This is a genomic window from Streptomyces albireticuli (assembly GCF_021228125.1).
Classification (GTDB): Bacteria; Actinomycetota; Actinomycetes; order Streptomycetales; family Streptomycetaceae; genus Streptomyces; species Streptomyces albireticuli.
Genome location: NZ_JAJQQS010000013.1, coordinates 124747 through 148950, shown reverse-complemented (window position 1 = coordinate 148950; position 24204 = coordinate 124747). Strand labels below are relative to the sequence as shown.

Below are 24204 nucleotides of genomic sequence, written 5' to 3'. Positions count from 1 at the left end.
TTGAAATGCGGGTGTACTCATGACACGAACCGTGCGGGCCACCGACGCGTCGCCGGGGTCCTGGCGGGGGCATGCCTCCGTGCTGGCGCTGGGCACCTTCGCCGTCGGCACGGACGCCTTCGTCATCGCGGGGCTGCTGCCCGAGATCAGCGACTCCCTCGACGTCTCCGTGGGCGCGGCCGGCCAGCTCGTGAGCGTCTTCTCCCTGGCGTACGCGCTGCTGTCGCCCGTCCTCGCGACCCTGACGTCGCGGTGGTCACGGCGCAGTGTGCTGATCCTCGCGCTCCTGGTGTTCGCCGTCGGCAACGTCGTCACCGCGCTCGCGCCCAACTACACCCTGGTGCTGATCTCCCGTGTCGTCGCGGCGGCCGGCGCCGCGATGTTCACCCCGAACGCGGGCGCCACCGCCGCCACACTCGCCGGTGCCGAGCAGCGGGGGAGGGCCATCGCGATCGTGACCGTCGGCCTGACCGCCTCGCTCGCCCTGGGCGCACCGCTGGGCACCGCGATCGGTGACGCGCTGGGCTGGCAGGCGACCATGTGGTTCGTCACCGCGCTCGCCCTCGCCGTCGCCCCCGTGATCGCCCTGCGGCTGCCCGACGTCGCCGTCGGCGCCCGCGCCGGGCTGCGCCAGCGGCTCGCCCCGCTCACGGACCGCAGGGTGGTCGGCGTGCTGACGTGCACGCTCATCGCGTTCGTCGGCGTCTACCTCCCCTACACCTACATCAGCGCCGTCTTCGAGCCCGCCACCGGTGGCGACTCCGGCCGGGTGGCGATCCTGCTGCTGGTGTTCGGCCTGGCCGGCACGGCCGGCAACCTCACCGCGGGCCGGCTGGCCGACCGCAAGGGCCCCCGCAAGGTGGTCATCGGGGCGACCCTGCTGCTGACCGTCGTCTTCGGGCTCATGGCCGTCGCCCACTCGTCGTACGCGCTGGCCCTGGTCCTGTCGGCCGTGAGCGGCATCGGGTCCTGGTCGGTGACCGCCCCGCAGCAGCAGCGCATCATCGCCTTCGCCGCCCCGGGCACCGAGCCGCTGGTCGTCTCCCTCAACGCGGCCGTGATGTACCTGGCGATCTCGCTGTCGAGCGTGCTCGGCGCCGGCATCCTCGGCCCCGGCGGCCCCGCCCAGCTGGCCTGGACCGGGGCGGCCTTCACGGTCGTCGCGGCCCTCGTGACCGTCCTGACCGGTCGCTTCGAGCGCGGTGCCGGAACCGCCGCCGCGGCGGCCGCGCCCCCGGTCGCCGTCCAGGAGTCGCCCGCCAAGTAGCCCCTCCGGCCCGCGCCTTTCCGGCGCCCGGACGCCACTCCGCCGTCCGCCCGTGCCACGGGCGGACGGCGAAGTGCGTCGCCATCCCGCGGAATCGGATTCTTCCGATCGCCTTTACCCTGATGACCCTCCACCGGAATGGCCGCAACCGGCCACCCCTCTGGACGTCAAATGTTCTTCACGTGAAAATAGTTGACGCCTGATAATACCGTTGGTTACGTTGCGACAGCGATGCTGGGTCAGCTCTTCCTGCAGGCACATCTGTCATCGGCCGGCACCTCCTGTGCGGACGATTTGCGGAAGGTGTGAATGAACACCCAAGAGACGGCGAAAAAGAGCACCTGGATTCAGAACCTCACCCCCCGTACGGATCCCGCGGTCCGGCTGGTCTGCCTGCCCTACGCGGGCGCCTCGGCCACCGCCTACAGCGCGCTGGCGGCCGCCCTGCCGCAATCCGTGGAAGCGCTCTCCGTGCAGTATCCCGGGCGCCCCGGGAACCGCGAGGAACCACTGATCGCGGACGTCGGCGAGCTCGCCGACAGGATCGCCGGGGAACTCGCCCCGTGGCTCGGCCCGCCGGTGGCCGTCTTCGGCCACAGCTTCGGCTCCGTGGTGGCGTTCGAGGTCACCCGGCGGCTGGAAGCGGCGGGGACCGGGCCGCTGCGCCTGGTCGTCTCCGGCAGGCGGTCCCCCTCCGACGGCCTCGGGGCGTACACGCCGGGCAGCGACGAGGAGATCGTCGCCGAGCTCAAGGAGCTCGGCGGAGTTCCCGCCAAGCTGTTCACCAGGCCCAAATTCCTGAAGCCCGTCCTGGACGTGGTGAAGAACGACTACCGCGCGAACTCCGGCTATCTCGCCGACCCGGAGGCGCGGGTCGCCTGTCCCGTGTCCTTCCTGCTCGCCGACGCCGACCCCTATGTCGCGGGCGGTGGTGAGCGCGGCTGGCGGCGGCACACGACGGCGGGTTTCCGCGTCGTGAAATTCCCGGGCGGCCACTTCTTCCTGAACGAGCAGGCCGCGGCCGTCGCCGAGAAGATCGGCGAAACCCTCGGGGAAGACGTCAACTGATCGCCGGAACAGGAGCGGAAGCAGTGGTGGAAGAACCCGGGCAGACGGGGGTGCTCGGCCGGCCGGCCGAGAATACGGGGGACTTTCCCGCCCTCCCGTTGCCGTACGGTCAGGAAAACGACGAAGACCTCGCCCTCCGTGTCTACGAATACGTCCTCGCGCACCACTCCGTGACCGTCCCGGAAATCGCCGCGGACATCGGAACGCCCGGCACGGCGATCGCGTGGATCATGCGAACCCTGCGGGAACTCAGGCTCGTCCGGTATTGCGCGGAGCAGGAGACGTTCACGGCCGTGGACCCGGACTCCGCCCGTGTCGAGCTCGTCCTGCCGCTGGAAGCGGCGATCTACGAGAAGCGGCGCGAGCTCGCCCTGGTCCACCGGCAGCTGGGCCGCTTCGCGAACGCGTACAAGCGGCACCTGCGCGCCCAGCAGCGGGGCGAGCTCGTCGTCACCCTGGAGAACCCGCGCGAACTCTGGCTCAGGCTCGCCGACTCCATCCGCCGGGGCTACGGCGAGATCCTGACGATGTGGCCGGTGAACGGCTGCCGGAACGGCCTGCTGGACGACACCCGGTCCCTCACGCTCGAAGCGGTGCAACGCGGGGTGCGGGTCCGTGCCCTCTACCCCCACACCGCCCGCTCCCACCCCAGCTTCCGTGCCAACCTCCAGAAGAACCGGGACACGGGCGCCGAAGTGCGCACCTCGGACGAGGTGTCCCGCTTCGTCGTCATCGTCGACCGCGAAGCGGCGTTCCTGCCGGCGGCCTCCGGCGAAGGCGCGACCTCCACGGTCACCGCCATGTACGAACCGGTGATCGTGGACCTGCTGCGCGGCATGTACGAGAACATCTGGCAGTCCGCGTGCCCCTTCGACGGCGCCACCACCTCCGAATCGGCCCTCGACAACGTCAAGGGCTCGATCCTCAAGATGCTCGCCTCCGGCCTCAAGGACGAAGTGATCGCCCGCCGGGTGGGCACCTCCTCCCGGACGCTCCGCCGCTACATCGCCGCCATCATGGAAGAGCTGGACGCCGAGAGCCGCTTCCAGGCCGGGGTGGCCGCCGCGAACGCGGGCCTGGTCAGCCGTACGGCCGGGCTCGGCTGACGCGCGCCGCCGGCGCGGTCACCCGCCCCCGGGCGACGCCGCGGGGGCCGGCGGCCGGCACCCCCGCGGTACACCGATCGCCGCCGCCATGACCAGGCCCTTCTTGTGCGTGATGGACACCTCGACGGCACCGATGCCGCACTCGCGCGCGCGGCGCGCGGCGGCCCCCGACAGCCTCACCTCGGGGGCGCCGCCCGCCGTGCGCGCCACCACCACCTGACGAAAGGTCACCCCCGACCCGACGCCCGTACCGAGCACCTTGAGCGTGGCCTCCTTCGCGGCGAAGCGCCCGGTGAGGAACTCCCGGGCACGCCCCTCACCCAGCCCGTCGGCGAGGGCCAGCTCGGCGGCGTCGTAGACGAAGGCGCGGAACCAGGGCCGGCCCAGCAGCCCGCTCAGCTCGTCCTCGGTGAGTACGTCGATACCGATCCACACGGCCGGCTCCCGTTCTGTGTCCGTTCCGCGGTGTGTCCGTCGTCGCGGACCGGGGGCTCCGGCACGCGGAGCCCCCGGTCACCGGAGAAAGGTTCCCTTGGCGACGCCCTGGAAGACCGCGAGGCGCTGGATGTGCCCGGTCCCCTCCATGAACTCGAAGGCACGCGCGTCGCGGTACACCTTGTGCAGCCACGGGTCCCGCAGGAGGGCGGCGGGCCCGAGCAGTCCGGCCGCGGCGAGCGTGGCGCGTTCGGCCAGTTCGGCGGCGCGGGTCTTGACCGCGGCGATGCGGTCGGCCCGCACCTCCCCGGCGTCGATCGCCGACGCGACGGCGTGGTTGTGCCACCGGGTGGCGTCGAGCCGGTCCTGGAGGTCCTCCAGGAGGCGCCGGGCGGACCCGGCGAGGGCGGGGCGTTCGGCGCGTACGTGGTCCAGGACCGCGCGGGTCAGGCCCAGTGCCGTGCCGGCGAGCACCGGCCGGAAGCGCTGGAGGGTGCGGATGGCGCCGACGAGCCCGCGGCGGCTGGGCTTGAGCGTGTCGTACCCCAGGATCTGTTCCCGCTCCACCCGCACGTGGTCGAGGGTGATCGCGGAGATGCGCGCGCCGCGCATGCCGACGGTGGGGATCGGCTCGGCCCGGAAGCCGGGCTCCGCCGTGTCGACGAGGACCGCCTCGATGCCCAGCGGGCCCGGTGCCCGGCGGCAGAAGACCACGCCCAACTGCGCGTACGCGGCGTTGCCCACGTACCGCTTGGCCCCGTCGAGCCGGAAGCCGTCCCCGTCGGGGGTGAGCGTGGTCTCCAGTTCGGCGGCCGCCGAGCCCTTGCCGGGCTCGGTCAGGCCGAAGAACGTCCAGACGGGATCGGGGCCCGCCAGCCGCTGGTAGTAGGCGTGCCGCTGCTTGTCGTCCCCGAGCGCGCCGACCGCCACACCGGACATCAGCGGACCCGGGCAGGCCAGCATGAATCCGGCGTCCCCGTAGCTGAGCTCCTCGATGGTGAGCGTGTGCTCCAGGCACGAGCTCATGTCGTACGTGTACGGGCCGATCCGCAGCGGCGAGGACACGTACTCCACCGGAACGGTGCAGCCGCGCATGAGGGCGACGGCGGGCAGGTGCAGCCGGCGGTCGATGGCCGTGGGGTCCCGGTCGATCTCCATCCCGATGTCGCGCAGCCCGGTGGCCGCGTCCCGGACGTGGTCGCGCAGCAGGACCGCGCGCTCGGGCAGTAGCTCACTCATGGCCGGCCTCCGCCTCCGGATCCTCCGGGCACAGATAGGTGTCGCCGAGCAGTTCGGTCAGGTGGAGCAGACCGCCCGGCCCCTCGGCGGTGAAGCCGAAGGCGCCGTACAGCTTGAGGGCGGTCCGCCCGGCGTCCACCAGCTCCCGGTGGACGCGGTGGTGGCGGCTGGCGGTGGGCCGGGGCAGCCGCAGGACGTCCCGCGCCTGCGACAGGGCCAGCGCCACATCGGCGACGGAGCCCCGGACGAGCTGCCTGCCGAGCAGCGGGGATCCCTCGGACTCCCGCTGGTCCAGGCGGGCGACGGCGGCGTCGAGCACGTCACGGAGCGTCCGCCGGTGCAGTTCCAGCAGCGCCCCGCGGAACGCGCCGAGCGCCTCGGAGCCGCTCGCCCGGAGACCGTGGCGGGCGGCGAGCACGCCGGAACCGTCCGGGACCGGGACGCCGGTGCCGAGCCGTCGCGCGGAGGCGACGGCCCAGCCGGCGCGGGAGACCACCACGCCCCCCGGCACGGCTCGTTCGTGGCAGTCGTCCAGAGCGTCGGCGAACGCGGCGAGCCGCTCCGCCGCGGTCGCCGGCGCGGAGCTGTCCACGGCTGTCATCGCTCCTCCTCCCCGGCCGCCGGCCCGCCGTCCGAACGCAGTACGGCCAGATGGGTGTCCCCGGACCGTGGATCGGTGTCGCACAGCACCACGGTGGAGTGGTCCGCGCGCCAGGCGCGCCAGTGCCGTGCCAGGGCCAGCCACACACCGGTGCAGTAGGTACCCGGGTCGCAGTGGTAGGTCGCCGAGGCCGGCTCGCCCAGGGCGGCGCGGTCCACCCAGGGCCCGGTGACGAGCAGGGTGCCGGCCGGGTCCGCGGCGGTCAGTTCGCGCAGCCGCCCGGCGGGTCCCCGCGCGGCCGCGACGGTCTCCACCCCGGCGACGCGCGGCCCCCCGTCCGTACCGAGGGCGAGGAGGACGCCGGAGTCGACGAGCCCGTGGTCGTGCACCAGGGGGAAGCGGGTGGGCAGGGTGGTCTGTTCGAGTACGGCGAGCACCGCCCGCTCGCTGCGGCGGCCCCGCTGGAACGCCGAGACGGCCCGCAGGGCGGTGAACGGCGCGGCCAGTCCTTGCTGGTGGACACCGAAGTTGACGGACCCGCCGCCGAGGAGGTGGTCCAGATAGGGGGCGATCGCGGTGAAGGGGGTGAGGTCGGGCAGGGCGTGCGCCACGACGACCAGGTCGGGCGCGAAGTCGCGGATGCCGTCGGCGCCGGCGAGGAGGTCCAGGAGGTCCTGGTGCCGGACGTGGGGAGCGGACCGCAGCAGCTCCTCGTCCACGTCGAGGCCGAAGGGCCCGACCAGGTCGCGGTAGTAGGACAGGGTCCCGGGGGAGTCGTCGAAGGGCCTTCGGGGCGGCGAGACCACCGCGGAAGCGGCGAGAAGAGTGGGCATGGGGGAGTGCCTCACACCCCGCTCGGGGCCTGTTGCGTGAGCACGTAGTCGGTGAGGGTGCCGACCGACTTGAAGTCGTCCATGTCGAGGCTCTCCGGGTCGACGGAGATGTCGATGGCGTCCTCCAGGGCCATCAGCATCTCCAGGACCGAGGTGGAGTCCAGGTGCAGGTCCTCGAAGAGGCGCACGTCCTCGGTGAGCCCGGTGACGGGGCGCTCCAGCACCTCGCCGAGTGCCGCCTCGACTGCGGCGACCACATGGTGACGGTCCATGTCCTTCTCTCCTTGGTGTCGGTGGGGCGGTGCGGTGCGGGCCGGGGGTCAGGGCCGGGGGAAGTCCACGGCGCGCTGCTTGGCGAGCAGGTCCTCCGCGCGGTCCCGTTCGCGGACCAGGTGGGGGGTGCCGTCGTGGACGAGCACCTCGGCCGGGAAGCCGTGGCTGAGGAACAGGCCGGGGGACGCGGTGGGACCGTAGGCGCCGGAGCGCTCCACGCCGATCAGGTCGCCGGGCTCCACCCGGGGCAGCCGCACCTTCTTGCCGATGACGTCGTTGGGGGTGCACAGCGGCCCGGTGACGGTGTACGTGTGCGCGGCCTCCTCGCCGTAGCGGCTCAGCGACCGGATGGGGAAGTTGCGCTTGACGAAGCTGCCGATGCCGACCGCGGCCATGTGGTGATTGGTGCCGCCGTCGGCGACCACGAAGCGCTCGCCCATGGACTCCTTGACGTACAGCGTCCGCACCACGTAGGTGCCGCAGGCGGCGGCGAGGTAGCGGCCGAGCTCGTTGATGAGACGGCAGCCCGGGTGGGCCTCCAGGAAAGGGACGACGGCGTCGTTGATCCCCGCGACCGCGGTGCCGACGTCGAGGTCCTTCTCGTTGTCGAAGTAGGCGACCCCGAAGCCGCCGCCGAAGTCCACGGTGTCCAGCTCGATGCCGAGGGCTTCCGCCAGCTCGGACGACAGGGCGAGGATCTCCCGGGTGTTGTGGACGATGTCGTCGGCGTTCAGGAACCGCGTGCCCATGTAGGCGTGGAAGCCGCGCACCCGCACCCGGCGCAGCCCGGCGATCACGTCGCCCGAGCGGCGCAGGAGGTCCGCGTCGATGCCGAACTGCCGCGGCTTGCCGCTCATGGCCAGCCCGGAGCCCTTGGTGTGGAAGTCGGGGTTGACGCGCAGCAGGACGGGCAGGTCGTCGATCCCCCGCTCGGCGGCGATCCGCTCCAGCTGCCCGGCCTCGTCGAGGGACTCGCACACGATCGCGTACAGACCGGCCGTGACGCATTCCTCGAGTTCGGCGCGGGTCTTGCCGGGTCCGAGGAAGATGATGTCCCGCGGCGCCACTCCGGCCCGCCGGACCGTCATGAGCTCCACCATCGAGGAGATCTCGGCACCCGCGCCGAGCGAGGCGAGGTACCCGCAGACGCCGATGTTGGGGTTGGCCTTGAGGGAGTAGAAGACGTCGACGGCCGGGTGCAGCCGCCGTCTCAGGTCGGAGTAGACGTCGCGAAGGACGTCGGCGTCGTAGACGAACAGCGGGGTGCCGAACCGCTCGGCGAGCTCGGTGGCCGGTATCCCCTGGACGTGGAACGCGCTGCTCATGGCGTCCTTTCCGTCGTGTCGAAGCGGCTGAGCGCGGTGGTGACGCGCCGGTCCAGCGCGGCCAGGCCGGCCCGGTCCGCGGCGAACAGCACGGCGTAGAGGCGCCCGTCGAACGGCGCGGGGGCGTCGTCGGCCGCGGTCGCCTGGGCGTTGACCGTGCCGAAGCAGGTCACGACCAGCCCGTCGCGGTCCCGGGGCGGCTCGGCCAGCGGGCCGAGCGCCTCGGCCAGTGCCGGGAAGCCGACGGGCGCGGACAGCCGTAGCGGGTAGTGCTTGGCCAGGGCGGCGCCGTCGCTTCTGCCGAAGAGCTCGGTGACCCGGCCCTGGTAGCTGGACATGTTGAGCCGGGCGTTGATCTCCAGCACCGGATAGACGAGGTCGTCCGCACCGAGCAGCGCGTCCACGCCGACGATCCCGAAGAACCCGTCCGCGAAGAGCCGCTTGCCGAGCCGCTCGGCGGCCTCGGCGAGCTCGTCCCGCTGTGCGGCGGTCAGATCGGCGGGCATGACATGGCCGAGGTGCACACCGCCGGCGGTGAGCGCCTCCTTGACGAAGTCGAGCCGCACCCCGCCGTGGCGGTCGACGGTGAACTGGTAGTTGAGGTCGAAGCGCTTGGGCAGGAAGGCCTCGACGACGACGTGCAGCGCGTCGTCCCCGGTCTTCCGGGCCCTGCGGTCGACCATGCGCAGCAGCTGGTCGGCCTTCTTCCGGCTGTCGAGGACGACCAGGCCCCGGCCGGAGACCCCGTAGGCGTCCTTGACGATCACCGGATCGCCCTCGCGCAGCCCTTCCTCGAGCGCGTGCCGCAGCTGGCCCGCGGTCTCGCAGCAGAAGCCGGGGATGGTGCGCAGCCCCAGCTCCGCGGCGGTCCGCCGGCTGTAGATCTTGCTGTTGACGCGCTCGTAGACGGCGGCGTCGGGGACCGCGGAGCGCAGCCCGGTGAGTTCGGTGATGCGCCGCTCGCGGTCCGAGGCTCCCATGGGCATCAGGAAGGCGCCGTCCCGCGCGAGCGCGCGCAGCCGGTCCAGGAGCTCCGGCGAGTCCAGCACCGCGGCGGCGGTGCCGCCCTCGGCGGCGGGCGCGCGGGTGACCAGCTCGGTGGGCGCCCCCAGGCCGGTCCGCTCGGCGTAGCGCCGGTAGTGCGCGTCCAGGGGGCGGTCCAGCAGCAGATGGTCGCCGGGCTCGGCCAGCAGGGCCCCCAGCTCCTCCATGCGCTGCACGGTGGCCGCCGTGGCGGAGCCGCGCACGGCCGGGATGCCGGTGTACGCGCGAGCCCACCGGTGTTCGACCTCGAAGTTGCACAGCCAGACGAACCGGGCGGCACGGTCGCCCGTGAGCGCTTCCTTGAGGTCCTTGGTCGAGGAGAGGCCCTCGGCGGACCGCGGGGCGCGGGAGATGCCGGACATCCTTCTCACCCCTCCCTGTGAGTGATCACCATGGCGCCGAAGGTGGCGCCGAGGCCCACGGACACCAGGACGTAGTGCCTTCCGGGGACCAGGCGGCCCCGGTCGCGCAGCGTCGTGTAGTTCACGAAGACGTCCGCGGCGTAGGTATGGCTGTAGAGGGGCACGTTGTCGAGGAAGAACCTGCCGGGGTCGGCGCCCATCTCCTTGATCGTCTGCCGCCACGAAACCAGGTTCACGTTGTGCGGGATCACCAGGTCGATGTCGTCGAACGACAGCTCCGCGCGGGCCACCGCCTCGTGGATGACCTCACCGAGCACGGTGCCGTAGACCTGCCCGAAGCCCTGGGTCTGCTCCTTGGTCATGTCCAGCCCCGCGGCGAACTCGCCGAGGGTGCGCGTCGTGAAGGAGCGCACCTCGTCCCCGGGGCCGCCGACGGTGACGAGACAGGCCGCCGCGGCGTCGGCCATGATCGCGCTGTGGGGGATCAGCTGGACCTTCGGGGAGTACGCCCGCTCGCCCGTGACCATCAGCGCGTACGCCCCCTCGGGGGCCTCCGCCCGCAGCAGTTCGCCGGTCAGGTCGACGGCGCCGAGACTGCTGACACAGGCCTGGTGGGTCAGGGCGAACGCCTCCGCGTCGTGCAGGCCGAGCTCCTCGCGGATCACCTGGGCGGCGTCGATGTGCGGGGGAGTGACGGCCTGCATGGTGTGCGCGTAGACGACGTACCGGACGTGGCGCCCTTCGGGCAGTGCCTTCAGGGCCCGGCGGGCGGAGTGGAGCACCAGGTCGAACAGGCCGGTGTCCGGGTCGAAGCGCAGCCGGTCCAGACCGTAGATCTTGCGGAAGACACCGACCTCGGCGCGCCGCAGGCCCAGGCTGTCGGCGACGTCGTCGATCCGCACGCTGCGCTCGGGGAGGAAGGACTCGATCCGCTCCAGCGTCGTGGTGGCGGTCATCCGCGCCTCACCCGCCGACGAACTCGGCGCGTACGAGCCAGCTCCGGGCGACGCCGCGCCGGTCGCGCGACTGCACCTCGTACGGCCAGCGGCCCTCGCCCGCGCCGGGCTCGCCGGGCTCCTTGAGGTCCTGGACCTTCCAGCCCGTGGTCGCGAGGAACTCCTCCGGCTCGTCCGTGCCGAACAGCCAGGGCGTCCCGTCCTCCTTGAGCCCCTTGAGGAACGTCTGCGAGAAGGGACTGCGCAGCAGCGCCTTGCTCGCGAAGTCGACCGCCAGCCGGCTGCCGGGCGCGGAGGCCGTGCCGAGCGTGCGCAGCAGGTGGGCGGACTGGTCCCGGGTGAGGAAGAACATCAGTCCCTCGGCGGCCCAGAGCGTGGGGCGGGAGGGGTCGAACCTGGCCCGGGTCAGGGCGGGCAGCCAGTCCCCGGCGAGGTCGGCCTTCACCTCTCTGCGGTCCGTCGTCGCGGTGGCGCCCAGCCGGGCGAGGCGGGCGCGCTTCTCGTCGACGAGCGCGTCGTGGTCCATCTCGTACACCGTGGTGCCGGCGGGCCAGGTGAGGCGGAACGCGCGGGTGTCCATGCCGGCCGCGACGAGGACGACCTGGTCGATGGTGTTCTCGCGCAGCACGGTGTCGATGCTGTCGTCGAAGTACTTGGTGCGGATCGCGATGAACGGGAGCAGACCGCCGCCGCCGTACTTGTCGAGCAGCTCGAAGCCGCGCGGGGCCGCGAGATCCCGGGCGAACCGGTCCTCGAACATCGCGTCGTCGCGTTCGGACTCCACGGCGCGGGCGGCCGCCGTCCACTGGGCCGTATAGGAAACAGCTTCCATGCTCGCTACCTCCGGGAGAATTCAGACGGTGGCGAAGAACGCCTTTTCGATGGCGGAGAGGGTCTGGAAGTCCTGGATGTCGATGGTGTCGAAGTCGATCTCGACACCGCTGGCGCCCTCGATCGCGTAGACGAGTTCGACGAAGGAGAGCGAGTCGACGAGCCTGCTCTCGATGAGGTTCTCGTCCGGTGAAAGGGAGTCGCGTTCCGGGTGCCGGCTCAGGATCCAGGTACGGACGTCTTCGATTCCGGTCGAAGCCATTTCCACTCCTCGGTCGTCCGGTCGGCCGCCGGGTCCACCGGCGTCCGAAGGGTTTCGGGTGCGTCGTCGGATGTTCCGGGCCATCGCAGGGGGGATTCCGGCGCGGGCCCGGAATAGGCGATGGCGATGGCGCACGGGTCGTCGTGCGAGATGCTCACGTCGACGTATTCGACGAGGGCCGCCCGTGCCAGCCGGGCGGCCCGGCCGCCCAGTCTCACCACGGGCCAGCCGCCGTCCTCTTTCAGGATTTCGATGTCCTGCCACGGCAGGGTCTGCCCCGCCGCCCGGAAGAGCTTGAAGACCGCTTCCTTCGCGGCCAGCCGTCCGGCGATTCCCGGTACGTCCGGACCGGTGTCCGTCCGGGAGAGCGCGAGCTCCGCGCCGGAGAGCATCCGGGACAGCACCGGCCGTCCTTCGGCGGTCAGCAGGCTCCGGACCCTTCCGTAAGGGACCAGATCGATGCCGACGCGTCCCCGGTTCACCTCAGGAGACCCGGGCGGATGCCCGGCGAACGGCTTCCAGGGCGCGCGGCGCGTCGTCGCCGTGCTGCTCCAGCAGCACCGCGAGCCAGCGTTCGAGACCGAACGCGACGCAGCTGGTGTGGACGAACTCCCCGTCCCGCTCGTGCCGGATGTCGCAGCGTTCGCCGAAGAAGTTGCGGTGGTTGTTCACGGAGGAGATCGCCAGGTCGCCGGCCTGGAACTCGTATTTCACCGGGCTGACCTTCGCCAACAGCGCGCGTGCTCCGCCCTTCTCGAAGAAGGGGTCGGTCGCCGGCACCTTCTCCAGCTTCAGCGACAGCGCGTCGGCGAACGCCAGGATGCGTTCGGTGAACCGGGAGAGGACGCCCTGCGCGTGCTCGGGGGTGCCCAGCGCCACGATCTCCCGCATCTGGAAGCTCAGCAGCCGGCGCAGGCCGCTGAAGTGGTCCTCGTGCCGGAAGCAGCGGTTGACCAGCGTGACCGAGGTGTCCTCGGCGAGGCGGGCGTTCTCGTAGTAGAGGAAGGCGCCGTAGCAGGTGGCGTGCGACAGCCCGATCCGCGCGTCCTGCAGGTCGCCTCGCGCGAACCGGCCCTCGGAGGGCGCGCGGGACCCCTCCAGGTCCAGCGCGGCGCCGGCGAACACCAGGTGCGGGAAGTTCGTGTAGACGTCGAACTTCTCCAGGTCGCGCACGGGGTAGACGGGCGGCGGCTGGATCTCGCGCGCGCCCGACGCCCGTCCCCAGCCGGTGAAGGTGCGGTCCAGCTCCAGGAGCAGGTCGGTCTCGTCGGGCGAGAGGATGACCACGGCGTCCGTGGCGCCGCCGCCGGGGGTGCGGGTGATGCCGGTGTCGTGCCGAGGGGCGACTGTCATCGGATGATCCCCGTCTTCTCCAGGTACTTGGCGGTCTTGCGGAAGACGCTCCGCTCGAACTCGGCGCGGGCGGGCGATTCCAGCAGCTCCCGGCGCAGCTCCTGCGGCTTCTCGATCCCGGCGTCCCGGTACACCTGCGGGTTGTACAGCGTCTCGAAGCTGTAGGTCATATAGCGCTTGACGTACGCCGCTATGTCGTCGAGCTCCTGCTCGGTGGACGTCCGGCGCACCTCGGCGAACAGGACGGAGACCAGCTCCCGGCCGAAGGCGATGTGCCGGGACTCGTCCTGGTGGTGAATGCGGTTGATCGCCCGGATCGTGTCGTCCAGCCGTTCGTCGAGCGCCATCTTGGAGTTGAAGTGGTCGACCAGCTCCTCGAAGATCAGGATGCGGGTGAACACCAGGAGGCTCTCCACGTCGGGCCGCGGCGCCTCGGCGCTGATACCGCCCGGCTGGCGGTATATCTTCCCGTAGCGGAGGCAGAACTCCGCGAAGAACCACATGTGTTCGTTCTCCTCACCGATGAAGTGGTGGAAGAACTCGGAAGGGGTCTCGAAGCCCTTGGTGTGGATGCGTCTGGTCACATCGATGAGCAGTTCGCGGATGCCGTGCACATTGAGGCTGTAGAAATTGAGGCTCTCGTGGCGCGACAGCGCGTGGAGCTGTTTCTCGGTGAGCCGCTCGGCCGCGGCTGTGCCATGGGTCGTGGTGAGTTCGGGGCTCATCCACCACATGTCTTCGGGAAGACTGTCCGGCCACTCGAAGAGCTTGTACGGGTTGTAGTAATCCTCGACCGATTTCGAGCTGAGCCGGTCGAGGATACCCAGGAAGCGATCGTTCTGGTCGATCAGGGTACTGACCACGCCTACTCCCTCACATCGCCTGATGTCCTGCGCGTCAAAGACGATAAAGAGAACTACGTGCAGGGGGCAATGACCGGAAGTGGACTGTCCGGGACCGGTCAGCCGCGAGGCGGCGGGTCCGGACGGAAAAACCGGCCCCGGGGCCCGGAGGGGCCCACGGGACCGGCGGGAGCCGTCGCCGTCAGCCCTGGGTGCCGTTCTGGTCGACGGGGTACAGGCCGAGCTTGGTCTCGGGGTCGGCCGGGTTGGCGCCCTTGACGTCGCCGACGTAGAGGCTGACGCGGGCCTTGTAGCGGTCGAGGGCGGCGCGGTCGCCCATGAACCTGCCGAGGCCGAGCGGGTTCATGTTGTCGTAGTCGAAGATGCCCTTGCGGCCGGCCGGGGCGGGGACGTCGGTACGGGCGCTCCAGCCGTACGCGGTCTGCTGGTACTGCTTCGACAGGACCCAGCTCATGTACAGCTTGGCGGCGGCCTTGTGCGGGGCGTCCTTGAGGATGGCGCCGGTCTGCGGCCACGCGACCCAGGGCGACTTCTCGGGGATGCTCGTCTTCGACAGGCCGCTGGAGCTGCCCGAGCTGCCGAAGTTCGCCACGTAGCCGTCCTTGCCGACCTGGGCGGAGGCGTCGGCGGTGCCGCGGACGAACTTGGGGTTCTGGGCGCGCAGCTTCGCCAGGTAGTCGAAGCCGTACTTGTCGGTGAGCTGCTTGAAGTAGTACAGGACGGCGTCGTCGTCGTTGGGGTAGGTGAAGACGAGCTTGTCCTTGTACTCGGGCTTGAGGAAGTCCTCGGCCTCGACGGGGGCGTTGTCGCCGAGCGTGGTGGCGGTGACGTTGGCGAAGCCGATGAAGAACAGGCCGGTGTAGTAGCCGTCCTTGTCCTTGACCTTGTCGTAGACCTTGTTCCAGCCGACCGGCTTGTACTGCTCGAGCGCGCCTTCCTTCTTCCAGCGCGGGAAGTCGTCGAGCGTCTGGAGGTGGACGACGTCGGCCACGACCTTGTGGCCGGCTATCTGGTTGTCGAGACGCGCGTCGTGGTTCTTGCTGAAGTCGACGACGGTGTCGACCTTCATCTTGGGGAACTGCTTGACGAACGCGTTCTTGAGGTAGTCGGCCTGGCCGGGCTTGTCGCCACCGGCGTAGACGACCAGACGGCCGCCCTCGGCGACCGCGTCCTTGTACAGCTTCTGGAGCTGCTCCTCCTCGCTCGCGCCCGCCGACACGGAGCGGGCGGAGGGGGTGGCGGCGGCGACGGTGGCTCCGCTCGCGGCGATGACGCCGAGGGCGATGACGGTGGCCCATGCCTTGCGGGTGGACTTCACGACGACTCCTTTATGGGGGGAGGGACGTTCTTTAAGGTTCAAGAACTTTCCCGGGAGCTCACTCTAGGGTGAACTCATTGAATGTTCAAGGAGTGGTCGCTGTGGCCAGGTGTGGCAAGGGTTCCGGCCGGTCAGTCGCGGATGCCGTGCACCTGTTCGTGCGTGTGGGACTGGATGTCCTTGATCGCTGTATCCAGCAGTTGGTCGGACAGCCTGTTCAGGGCGCGGGCGGCCGCGAGCTCGTCGCCGATGTCCGGGACGTTCTCGTCGGCGGGGTGGCAGCGAGCCGTGCCCTCGCCGACCATCGGGCCCGGGGTCCTGCCCGTGAGCCGGGCCTCGGCGGTGACCGTGTGGTCGTGTTCCTTGATGCTGATCTCGACGAGCCAGGCCTTGTTGCCGCTCATGGGACGGACCTCCTTGTGCGCCACGGGTCCCGCACCACGCTGGCACGGGGAGGCCGGCGGCGCACGCCGGGTGCTCCGAAGGGTCGGGGGCCGCCCGGCCCGTGGAGTTCAGTGGCCGGCCTTTGTGAGGAAGTCCAGCAGGATCCGGCGGCTCGTCTGGGAGGTGAGGCTGCCGTAGGCGTCGTCGAAGGCGTGCTCGGCGAAGGGCAGTTCCCTGACCTCGGTGTCCACGCCCTCGGCGCGCAGTGCCTCCCCGAGTTCCCGGACGGTCTCCGGACGGGCGCTGCGGTCCCGGTCGCCGACGACGAGCAGCGTGCGCGGCAGGCCCGCGCGCACCTCGGCGGCCGGGGAGACCTCGCGGTAGCGCTCCGGGTACCGCGCGGGCGTACCGCCCGTGAACAGCTCCGCGCCCCGGCGGGTGCCTGCGACGTCGTCCTCCCACATCCGCCGTACGTCCGTCCCGGGGTAGAAGCCGACGACGGACGCCGGGGGAGCGGGGGTCCGGCCGTCCGCGGCCCGGATGGTGCCGTTCCGGAGCCGGAAGGCGGTGCTCATCGCCAGCGTGCCGCCCGCCGACATGCCGCCCAGCGAGACGCGGGAGGCGTCGACGCCGTACCGGCCGGCGTGCTCCCGCACCCAGCCGAGGGCGGACAGCAGGTCCTGCGGGGCCTTGTCCCAGGTGGGGCGGCCGGGCGCGGCCAGGCGGTAGTCGACGGCGAAGACGGCCACCCCGCGGTCGGCCAGCCAGCGGCCGGTGCCGCGCAGGTCGCTCTTGTCGAAGGTGTGGAAGCCCCCGGCGTGGGCGAGCACCACGGCCGGTGCCGCCCCGCCCCGGCCGCGCACGGGCAGGTACGCGTCCACCCGGAGCGGCTCGCCGTCGCGGACGGCGTACGTGGCGGTCGTGTCCGGCCTGGTGTCCGGGTACGCGAGCTCGCCGAGGACGTCACCGAAGGAGACCTCCGCCCCGGCTTCCCGCGCGGCGCTGAGCTGGACGCCGCCGATGACCAGCGCGGCCACCGTCGACAACGCCGTCACCACCGTGAGGACCCGGCCCCAGCGCCGCAGCCCCCAGCGCAGCGCCAGGGCCCCGAGGACGCCGCCGGCGACGGCGAGGAAGGCCATGTGGAAGGGGTACTGGCCGCCGAGGACCGGGCCGATCACACCGATCTTGGGGAGGGCCGGAAAATAGGCGCCCAGCATGATCGCGGTGGTCAGCAGGGCGAGGAGGGACCCGGTCAGGGCGGCGGCGACCCGGACGGTCTTCTTGAAGCCGCCCGGCGCGCGGGTGGCCGGTGTGCGGGCGGCGGGAGCGAGGGCCGGCGGCGGGGGCGCCGCCGGGCATCGGCGTCGTGGCATGACGGTGTTCCTTCGACGGGATCCGGCACGAGGGGCACTCGCGGCGGACGGCCTCCGCCGCGTGAGCACACCCCGAGCGTCGCCCGGCCGGCCCCTCTTCCGCGTCCCCCTGCGGAGCTGACCCGCGGCGTAGCTCTCAGGAGGGACGCGCGCCCCTCACGGGCCCGTGCCGCCGGGGGTGACCAGCCCGCTCTCGTAGGCGAAGACGGCCGCCTGCGTACGGTCGCGCAGCCCCAGCTTGCGCAGGACGCGGCCCACATGCGTTTTGACCGTCTCCTCGGCGACGACCAGCACCCGGGCGATCTCGGCGTTGGACAGCCCCTGGGCCACCCGCGTGAGGACCTCCGTCTCCCGGTCGGTGAGCGCCTCGACGCGCACCCCCGCCGACCGCCCGGCCACGGGGCTCGTACGGGCGAACTCCGCGATGAGCCGCTTGGTGAGCTCGGACGACAGCAGGGCCTCGCCCCGGGCCACCACCCGTACGGCCTCGGCGAGCTGGATGCCGGAGGCGTCCTTGAGGAGGAAACCGGAGGCGCCGGCCCGCAGCGCCTCGTACACGTACGCGTCGAGGTCGAAGGTGGTCAGGATGAGGATCTTCGTACGGGTCCCGGGGCGGGAGGCGATCCGGCGGGTGGCCTCGATGCCGTCGACGCCGGGCATCCGGATGTCCATGACGACGACGTCCGGCGCCAGCTCCTCCGCCCGGGCGACGGCTTCCGCGCCGTCCTCGGCGGTGGCGACGACGTCGATGTCGGGCTGGGCGCCGAGCAGGACCGAGAAGGCCTCCCGGAGCATGCCCTGGTCGTCGGCGATGAGCACACGGATCGTCATGCGGGGGTCTCCTCGTCGGCGGCGGGGGAGCGGTCGGGGGCCGGCAGTGTCACGGCGACCTCGTAGCCGCCGTCAGGGGTGGGCCCGGCGGCGAGGCGGCCGCCCAGCATCGCGGCCCGCTCCCGCATGCCGGTGAGGCCGTGACCGGTGCCGGGCGAGGGGTCGGCCGGTCGCGTGCCGGGGCCGTTGGCGACTCGTATGCTCAACCAGTCGGTGGAATAGGCGAGTTCGACGCGGACCGTGGCGCCGGGCGCGTGGCGCAGGGCGTTGCTGAGGGCCTCCTGGACGATGCGGTACGCCGACAGCTCCGCGCCCGGGGACAGGGTACGGGCGGTGCCTTCGACCCGGTAGGAGACCCGCAGCCCGGTGGCGCGGACGTTGCCGAGCAGCGCGTCGAGCCGGGCGAGGGAGGGCCGCGGGACGGTGACGTCGGAGGTGACCGCCGCGCCGTGACCGTCGGTCTCGGAACGCAGCAGGCCGAGCAGGCGCCGCAGTTCGGTCAACCCCTCCAGCGCGTTGGCCCGGATCGCCGCCAGTTCGGTGACCAGCTCCCGCGGCGGGTCCTGGACGCGGTAGGGCGCGGCGTCGGCCTTGACCGAGATCACCGACATGTGGTGGGCCACGACGTCGTGCAGCTCGCGGGCGATCCGGGCGCGCTCCTCCAGGACCGTACGCCGCGCCCGTTCACGGGCGGTGGCGGCGATCTGCGCGGTGAGGCGTTCCCGGTCCTCCCGACGGCCGCGTGCCACGGCGCCGACGAACACGGCCGCGACGTAGAGGACGAGGGCCCCGGCGACCACCGACCACGAGCCGATGGGTCGGCCGGCCACCTTCAGGAGGACGGGCGGCAGGGCGCTGAGCGCCGCCGCCACCGCCGCCGAGGACAGGCGTACGCGCAGCGCGAGGAGGAAGAGCACCCCGGCGTGCACGATCCACGCCCAGATCTGATTGTCGTGGGTAGGAGGATGCCCCACCGCGATGCCGACGACGAGGACCGTCGACAGCCACCACGCGGGCGCCGGCCACCACAGCGCCGCCACCAGGGTGGCCGCGTGCGCGATCGCCAGGGTCCGGGCCGCCGGGTCCGCCCCCGTGGCCGACAGGGACACGGCGCCGAGGCACACCAGGACATGGGGCAGCAGCGGCAGGTGACGGGGCCAGGTCAGCGGAGGCATGGGCCGCCGGCGCGGGCTGAACAGGTCCGCCCGCAGGGCGCGCGGGCCGGTCCGGTCCGCCACCGGGGCGCTCGTTTCGTACACGTGATCATTATTGGACACCTCGGGCACCCTCCCGGGTGGGCACGGGGTCGCACGAGGGGCGCGGCGGTGCCGCCCGGCGCGCGGTCGGCAGGCGTGCGAGCCGTGCGGACGGTGGTGCGACAGCGGGGTGACAGGCGTCACGTGAGTGGTTCTCAGGGGGCGGCACCACCCCAAGTGCAGGATGAGGCCATGGAAAAAGGCATGGAAACGGGCATGGGCCTGGGCATAGCCCTGCCGCAGTACGGCACTCACGCGCGGCCCGAGGCGATCGCCGGGTTCGCCCGGGACGCGGAAGCCGCCGGATTCGACTCGCTCTGGGTGGGGGACCGCTCCCTGACCCCCGTGGAACCGAGCGACATCTACCCGGGGCACACCCCCGAGAACCCGTACCCGCCCGAGTACAAGACCTTCCTCGACCCGCTCACCGTGCTGACGGTCGCCGCCACGGCGACGAGCCGGGCCCGGCTGGGCACCAGCACGCTCAACGCCCCCTGGTACCCGCCGTCGCTGCTCGCCCGGAGCCTCACCTCCCTGGACCTGGTGAGCGGTGGCAGGCTGGACGTCGGTCTCGGCATCGGCTGGATGCGCGACGAGTACACGGCGGTCAACGCCGACTTCACCGAGCGGGGCGCCCGCCTGGACGAGATCCTCGACATCCTCAAGGGCATGTGGACGCGCGAGGAGTTCGCGCACGAGGGGCCGCACTGGACGATCCCGCGCTCCCACATCGGCCTGCGCCCCGCCCAGCGCCCTTGCCCGCCCGTCTATCTGGGCGGGTTCAGCCCGGCCGCCATGCGCCGTGTCGGCCGCGTCGCCGACGGCTGGGTCGGCGTCGTCCTGCCGCCCGAGGCCCACGCCGGGCTGTGGGGCACGGCCCGGCGGGCGGCCGAGGAAGCGGGCCGCGACCCGGACGCGCTGCGCCGGATCCTGCGGCACAACCCGCGCCCGGGGGCCACGTGCGAGGACATCACCACGCTCCTGGCGGGCGTACGCGCCTCAGGTGCCGACAGCTGCTTCCTCGACCTCCAGCAGTGCGTGCGGGAGCCGGACGAGGCGCTGGAGCTCGGCGTCAAGGTGCTCGACCGCCTCCGGGCGGGCTGACCGGAGGCGGGGCGTGTGCTTCCCGCGGTCCGGATCCTCCAGGGGTACGAGCCGTGGGGCGCGCTCTTCCCCGCGCACGGGGCTGCCGTGCGGGGAAGGGCGTACGCGCCCGGCAGGCCTCCCGCCTTTCCCCGCGCGCGGGGCTGCCGTCCCCCGGCGGCCGGGCGCTCCGTCAGGTGCGCCTCAGGACAGGAGCAGCACCCGGTCCCACGCGGGGGCGGTGTCCGTGGCGGCGGCGAGCAGGGCGAGGACGACCCCGGCCGCGCCGTCGAGGAACCCCGGCCCCTCCTCGGCGAACGCCCTGTCCTTCTCGCACCACGTCAGGAGGCGGCGGGTGAGCTCCACGGCCGCCGCCGAGAACTCCGCGTCCCCGGTGTCGTGCGCGAACCGCAGCGTGATCTGGAGCAGGCCCGCCATGCCGTGGCACAGGCCGGGAGCGGTGCCGGCGCGGCGGCGCGCGGGCGGGCGGCGGTGCGCGGCCTTCAGCGCGCGTACCGCGAGAGCGCGTTGCCGGTCGTCGCCGACGGCGTCCCCGGCGAGCCAGAGCGCCCGGGCGATCCCCGGGGCGCCGTAGCACCACGAGCCGCGCCCCGCCATGGGCCGGGCCGGGGGCGCGGTCGACGAGGGCCCGGGAAGGGGGACGACGGCCGGCCAGTCGGGCCCCCACTCGTCCTCGCCGCTCCGAGCGCCCAGCCACGCTGCCGCCCGTACGAGGGCTTCCCGGTGCCCCGGAACGGTGATGCCGGACCTCAGGGCCAGGGCGAGCAGCGCGACGGTCCCGGCGATTCCGTGCGCCATACCGCAGTTGAGGGCCCCGTACGGGCATTCGGCGCGGCGCCCGGCGTCCCGTATCGCCCCGACGGGGGTGTGCCAGTGGGGGAGGCCCGCGCGCTCACCGCACAGTGCCACCAGGGAAGTCAGCACCGTACGCAGGGCGTCCTCCGACGCGGGGTCCTCCGCGGCCCGGCACAGCAGGTAGGCGCCGGTTCCGGTGAGGCCCGAGATGACGTCGAAGGCACGGGCCGCGACCCCATGGGCGCGGGCGAGCGCCCGGGCCCGTACGGGCACTTCGGCCCGGACGCGTTCGTCCAGCGCCGTGAGCGAAGCGGTGTCACGCGACAGCGACCAGGCCGCGAAGGCGGGCCCCGCCAGGCCGCCGAACAGGCCGGGCGGCGTGCCGGCGGACTCGGCTCCCCCGACCGTGGCGGCGAGGTACCCGTCGGCCATGGCGCGCGGGCCCGGATCCGGTGAGCACCGGTCCAACTGGGCGTACGCGAGGGCGAGTCCGGGACCGCCGTCCGCGAGATCGTGTCGCACACGGGTGGGGACGGCGCGCGGTGGGCCCGCCATGGTGGTGACGAGGCCGAGGACCGAGGCCGCCACGCCCGCGGGCAGCACGGTCGTCCACGGCCTGTCCGTCACGTGGCGTCCTCCTGTGCGCGAGCCGGTCGCGCGGGTCCCGGCGGGGCGGTACGCGCCGGGGGCGTACGCACCGAGGCGGCGCGACCGCGCGTCACCGTTTCGTACCCACCGGGTGGCCGGGGTGAACACACCGGCGGGCGGGTCTCCCCGCCCGCCGGATCCTCGCGGATCCGGCCGGGGGCTGCCGGATCTCCCTGACCTCCCATGGGCTTCTCGCCACATCGGTCGGCCGGTCGGCCGGCAGCCCCGTGCGGGCGCCGTCAGGCGGTGGCGGGCCCGGTGCCGCCGGCGGGCCCGTCCGCGTCGGCGGCACCGGCCGTACGAGTGGACTCCGCCGGTGCGGCGGGCGCGTCGTCCGGCGCGGCGTAGAAGACGGACGTGCCCTGCTTGGTGCGCTGCGCCTGCCCCTTGGCGACCAGTCCTTCCACTGTCGTGCGCACCACCGTGGGCTTGATGGTGCGATCGGGCCGCGCCTCGGCGACGGCGGCGGCGATCTCGGCCGCGGAGCGGGGCTCCGACTGCCGGCCGAGCACCTCGCGGACGAGGCTGACCAGCGTCGGCCCCGCGGTCTTCGGGCCGGCCTGGTCGGTCTTCTCCGTCTTCCCGGCGCTCTCCGCCTTCTCGGACTTCGGGGCCTTCGCGGCCTTCTCGACCTTGGTGTCGGCCTTCGCGTCCGGGGACTTGGCGCTGTTCTTCCGGGCCTTGGCGACGGTCGTCTTCCCGGCGGGCGCCTTGGTGGTGGCGGCCTTGGTGGTGGTCGCCTTCCGCCGTCTGGCCGGCTTGGCCTCGGCGGCGGCCGGACGGGGCTTGGGAACCGTCGCCGTCCCGGTCGCCTCCTGGGGCACCGGTGCCGCGGCGGCCTCCTTGCCCAGCGCCCGCTGCACACCGACCAGCAGGGTGTGGTCGCGGCGCAGCGCGCGCAACCGCTCCTCCAGCGCGGTCACTTCGGCGCCGATGCGTTCCTGTTCCTTGGTGTTGTGTTCCAGGTCCGCAGCCACCTTGAAGGCGTACTGCTCCTTGATTCCGTTGGTTTCCAGCTGAGCATCCGGCACGAACCGCTCCCTCTCTTCGGCGCACGGTGGGGTGCTGACGGATCGTAGAGGCATCGTCCAGCATGATCCTGCGCGTGCGTGACGTATTGCCGACTGTGGAGGAGATCATGCAAGGATCCCGTGGTCGCCGACAAGCGGTGCGCGGGATCGACCGGCCGGATCTCGGACGCGAGGGGGCGGCCGGAACCACCCCCTCGACGCGCCGGTCAGGGGCCGCCGTCGGTGTTACCGCTTACGGCTGTACTTCCTGACGAGTGCTCCGTTGTCGAACGCCCGCACGGAGTCGAGGGTGAAATCGGTGACCGCGAAGTCGGAGCCGAACATCGGCATGCCCGAGCCGTACACCTGCGGGTAGGTCTTGATGACGAGCTCGTCGACCTCGTCCAGCAGCTCGCCCGCGACGCGCGAGCCGCCGCAGAGCCAGATGCCCAGCTCGCTGTCCTCGGCCTTCAGTTCGCGGATCTTGCCGACCAGGTCCTCGGTGATGAGCGTGACGTTCGCGTCGGGCGACTCGCCGACCGTGCGCGACGCGACGTACTCGCGGAGGTGCCCGTACGGGCTGGTGACGCCGGCGTCCAGGGCGAGCTGGTAGCTGGCGCGGCCCTGGACGACCGTGTCGAACCGGCGGCTCTCCAGGCCCTCGAGGCCGAGGGCCGCCCGGCCTCCGGCCGAGATGGTCTCCGGGTAGTCCGTCTTGAGGAAGTCGAGGAACTCCTCGTCGACGTACTGGTACATGGAGGAAGCGTCACCACTCGGGTCGCCGATGAAGCCGTCGATCGAGCAGGCGACGAAGTAGGTGAGGTGGCGCAAGGTGATCCTCGGTTTCTGTGGGAGATGAGGTGAGGTGGTCGTGGCGGGATTCCTCACCCCACCGGAGAACCACTTCGCATATAGTGCTTCATCTGTAGTGGTTGCGCAAGACCTTTCTTCCGAAGTTTTTCGGAAGTCCCTCGGAAGCCGCACGGAAAGTCGGAGGAGACGCGGATGGCCAGGAATCCCGAACGCAGAACGGCGCTCGTCGACGCCGCCATCGAGGTATTGGCGCGCGAGGGGGCGCGCGGCCTTACCTTTCGCGCGGTCGACACCCAGGCGGGTGTCCCCGTCGGCACGGCGTCCAACTACTTCGCCAGCAGGGACGACCTGTTCACCCAGGCGGGCAGCCGCATCCATGTGCGTATGGCCCCCGACCCGGCCCAGGTCGACGAGGCCATGCGCCCCGCGCCCACCCGTGAACTGGTCGTCGAGCTGATGCGGTGGCTGGTGCGCCGCATGACCGCCGAACGCACCGGTTACCTGGCCATGCTGGAACTCCGCCTGGAGGCCACCCGCCGTCCGGCCCTCCAGGCCGAACTCAACCGCGCCGTCCGCGCCGCCCTGGACGAGAACGTCCGCTTCCACCTGGACGCCGGCCTGCCCGGCGACGAGGACACCGTGCTCGTCCTCTACCTCGCCATGACCGGCCTTCTGGTGGAGTACTTCACCCTGCCGGAGATGCTCTCCGACAGGGACCTCGACGCACTGGTGGAAACGGTGGTCACACGCGTCCTGCCGCCGGAGTGACGGGGGACGGTGTGACGGCCGGCCCTTCGCCCGGGCGCCCGTCCTGCCCGGCCCGCCGTGACACCTCCCATGAGAAGATCCGC

The 24204-nt window shown here is 72.1% G+C and carries 26 protein-coding genes; 5 read left to right on the top strand and 21 right to left on the bottom strand.

All coding sequences use genetic code 11. From position 1 onward, the window contains the following. Positions 1 to 19: 19 nt before the first annotated feature. From LUZ64_RS23405 to LUZ64_RS37570, 3 genes are all read left to right on the top strand, one after another. A complete protein-coding gene (locus tag LUZ64_RS23405; RefSeq protein WP_095579846.1) occupies positions 20 to 1267 on the top strand; it encodes an MFS transporter in 1248 nt (415 codons plus the stop codon). A gap of 309 nt (positions 1268 to 1576) precedes the next feature. Beyond that, positions 1577 to 2335, top strand: coding sequence for a thioesterase II family protein (locus LUZ64_RS23400; protein WP_095579844.1), 759 nt, complete (start codon positions 1577 to 1579; stop codon positions 2333 to 2335). A 23-nt stretch (positions 2336 to 2358) separates the two neighbouring features. Further along, positions 2359 to 3441: a LuxR C-terminal-related transcriptional regulator gene (locus LUZ64_RS37570; RefSeq protein ID WP_095579843.1), complete on the top strand. Its 1083-nt coding sequence runs from the start codon at positions 2359 to 2361 to the stop codon at positions 3439 to 3441. An 18-nt stretch (positions 3442 to 3459) separates the two neighbouring features. On the opposite strand, the gene LUZ64_RS23390 is transcribed toward LUZ64_RS37570, so the two are convergent. From LUZ64_RS23390 to LUZ64_RS23305, 18 genes are all read right to left on the bottom strand, one after another. Then, positions 3460 to 3876: a holo-ACP synthase gene (locus LUZ64_RS23390; protein ID WP_095579842.1), complete on the bottom strand. Its 417-nt coding sequence runs from the start codon at positions 3874 to 3876 to the stop codon at positions 3460 to 3462. 78 nt (positions 3877 to 3954) lie between these two features. After that, positions 3955 to 5115, bottom strand: a complete 1161-nt coding sequence (locus LUZ64_RS23385) for an acyl-CoA dehydrogenase family protein (RefSeq protein WP_095579840.1) — start codon at positions 5113 to 5115, stop codon at positions 3955 to 3957. Then, positions 5108 to 5716 carry a hypothetical protein gene (locus LUZ64_RS23380; protein WP_095579839.1) on the bottom strand — a complete coding sequence of 203 codons (609 nt, stop codon included), beginning with the start codon at positions 5714 to 5716 and terminating at the stop codon, positions 5108 to 5110. The genes LUZ64_RS23385 and LUZ64_RS23380 overlap by 8 nt, the downstream gene beginning before the upstream one ends. After that, on the bottom strand, positions 5713 to 6549 hold the full coding sequence (locus LUZ64_RS23375) for a hypothetical protein (protein WP_095579837.1): 837 nt from the start codon (positions 6547 to 6549) through the stop codon (positions 5713 to 5715). Before LUZ64_RS23375 ends, LUZ64_RS23380 begins: the two co-directional genes overlap by 4 nt. Positions 6550 to 6560: 11 nt before the next feature. After that, positions 6561 to 6821 (bottom strand): acyl carrier protein, encoded by a 261-nt coding sequence (locus LUZ64_RS23370; RefSeq protein ID WP_095579835.1) that lies wholly within the window; start codon positions 6819 to 6821, stop codon positions 6561 to 6563. Positions 6822 to 6869: 48 nt separating this feature from the next. Next, positions 6870 to 8147 carry a type III PLP-dependent enzyme gene (locus LUZ64_RS23365; RefSeq protein ID WP_095579833.1) on the bottom strand — a complete coding sequence of 426 codons (1278 nt, stop codon included), beginning with the start codon at positions 8145 to 8147 and terminating at the stop codon, positions 6870 to 6872. Continuing rightward, complete coding sequence (locus tag LUZ64_RS23360) at positions 8144 to 9553, bottom strand: preATP grasp domain-containing protein (RefSeq protein ID WP_095579831.1); 1410 nt, start codon at positions 9551 to 9553, stop codon at positions 8144 to 8146. Before LUZ64_RS23360 ends, LUZ64_RS23365 begins: the two co-directional genes overlap by 4 nt. A gap of 5 nt (positions 9554 to 9558) precedes the next feature. After that, positions 9559 to 10509: a 3-oxoacyl-[acyl-carrier-protein] synthase III C-terminal domain-containing protein gene (locus LUZ64_RS23355; RefSeq protein ID WP_095579829.1), complete on the bottom strand. Its 951-nt coding sequence runs from the start codon at positions 10507 to 10509 to the stop codon at positions 9559 to 9561. 7 nt (positions 10510 to 10516) lie between these two features. Then, positions 10517 to 11341, bottom strand: coding sequence for a class I SAM-dependent methyltransferase (locus tag LUZ64_RS23350; protein WP_095579827.1), 825 nt, complete (start codon positions 11339 to 11341; stop codon positions 10517 to 10519). Positions 11342 to 11362: 21 nt separating this feature from the next. Further along, entirely contained in the window at positions 11363 to 11602 is a 240-nt protein-coding gene (locus LUZ64_RS23345) for a phosphopantetheine-binding protein (RefSeq protein WP_095579825.1), read from the bottom strand. After that, on the bottom strand, positions 11560 to 12084 hold the full coding sequence (locus tag LUZ64_RS23340) for a holo-ACP synthase (RefSeq protein ID WP_095579823.1): 525 nt from the start codon (positions 12082 to 12084) through the stop codon (positions 11560 to 11562). Before LUZ64_RS23340 ends, LUZ64_RS23345 begins: the two co-directional genes overlap by 43 nt. A gap of 1 nt (position 12085) precedes the next feature. Beyond that, positions 12086 to 12955, bottom strand: coding sequence for an aminoacyl--tRNA ligase-related protein (locus LUZ64_RS23335; protein ID WP_095579821.1), 870 nt, complete (start codon positions 12953 to 12955; stop codon positions 12086 to 12088). After that, complete coding sequence (locus LUZ64_RS23330) at positions 12952 to 13818, bottom strand: diiron oxygenase (protein ID WP_095579819.1); 867 nt, start codon at positions 13816 to 13818, stop codon at positions 12952 to 12954. Before LUZ64_RS23330 ends, LUZ64_RS23335 begins: the two co-directional genes overlap by 4 nt. Positions 13819 to 13999: 181 nt before the next feature. Beyond that, the gene (locus LUZ64_RS23325; RefSeq protein ID WP_095579817.1) at positions 14000 to 15136 is read right to left on the bottom strand and encodes an ABC transporter substrate-binding protein; all 1137 of its coding nucleotides are present in this window, start codon (positions 15134 to 15136) and stop codon (positions 14000 to 14002) included. Positions 15137 to 15267: 131 nt separating this feature from the next. Continuing rightward, positions 15268 to 15540, bottom strand: a complete 273-nt coding sequence (locus tag LUZ64_RS23320) for a DUF1876 domain-containing protein (RefSeq protein WP_095579815.1) — start codon at positions 15538 to 15540, stop codon at positions 15268 to 15270. A gap of 108 nt (positions 15541 to 15648) precedes the next feature. Continuing rightward, positions 15649 to 16896, bottom strand: coding sequence for an alpha/beta hydrolase (locus LUZ64_RS23315; RefSeq protein WP_095579813.1), 1248 nt, complete (start codon positions 16894 to 16896; stop codon positions 15649 to 15651). A 156-nt stretch (positions 16897 to 17052) separates the two neighbouring features. Beyond that, positions 17053 to 17727, bottom strand: a complete 675-nt coding sequence (locus LUZ64_RS23310; protein ID WP_095579811.1) for a response regulator — start codon at positions 17725 to 17727, stop codon at positions 17053 to 17055. Then, positions 17724 to 18986, bottom strand: coding sequence for a sensor histidine kinase (locus LUZ64_RS23305; protein WP_232390340.1), 1263 nt, complete (start codon positions 18984 to 18986; stop codon positions 17724 to 17726). The genes LUZ64_RS23310 and LUZ64_RS23305 overlap by 4 nt, the downstream gene beginning before the upstream one ends. Before the next feature lie 213 nt (positions 18987 to 19199). Here LUZ64_RS23305 and LUZ64_RS23300 point away from each other — a divergent pair, with 213 nt between their 5' ends. Continuing rightward, on the top strand, positions 19200 to 20087 hold the full coding sequence (locus LUZ64_RS23300) for a TIGR03619 family F420-dependent LLM class oxidoreductase (protein WP_095579809.1): 888 nt from the start codon (positions 19200 to 19202) through the stop codon (positions 20085 to 20087). Positions 20088 to 20270: 183 nt separating this feature from the next. On the opposite strand, the gene LUZ64_RS23295 is transcribed toward LUZ64_RS23300, so the two are convergent. From LUZ64_RS23295 to LUZ64_RS23285, 3 genes are all read right to left on the bottom strand, one after another. Further along, positions 20271 to 21509, bottom strand: coding sequence for a lanthionine synthetase C family protein (locus tag LUZ64_RS23295; protein ID WP_170116694.1), 1239 nt, complete (start codon positions 21507 to 21509; stop codon positions 20271 to 20273). Between the two features lie 260 nt (positions 21510 to 21769). Then, the gene (locus tag LUZ64_RS23290; protein WP_211304962.1) at positions 21770 to 22561 is read right to left on the bottom strand and encodes a hypothetical protein; all 792 of its coding nucleotides are present in this window, start codon (positions 22559 to 22561) and stop codon (positions 21770 to 21772) included. Positions 22562 to 22786: 225 nt separating this feature from the next. Beyond that, the gene (locus tag LUZ64_RS23285) at positions 22787 to 23371 is read right to left on the bottom strand and encodes a dihydrofolate reductase family protein (RefSeq protein WP_095579805.1); all 585 of its coding nucleotides are present in this window, start codon (positions 23369 to 23371) and stop codon (positions 22787 to 22789) included. Positions 23372 to 23545: 174 nt separating this feature from the next. Between LUZ64_RS23285 and LUZ64_RS23280 the strand changes: the two genes are divergently transcribed. Next, positions 23546 to 24121 (top strand): TetR/AcrR family transcriptional regulator, encoded by a 576-nt coding sequence (locus tag LUZ64_RS23280; protein WP_095579803.1) that lies wholly within the window; start codon positions 23546 to 23548, stop codon positions 24119 to 24121. Positions 24122 to 24204: the final 83 nt, after the last annotated feature.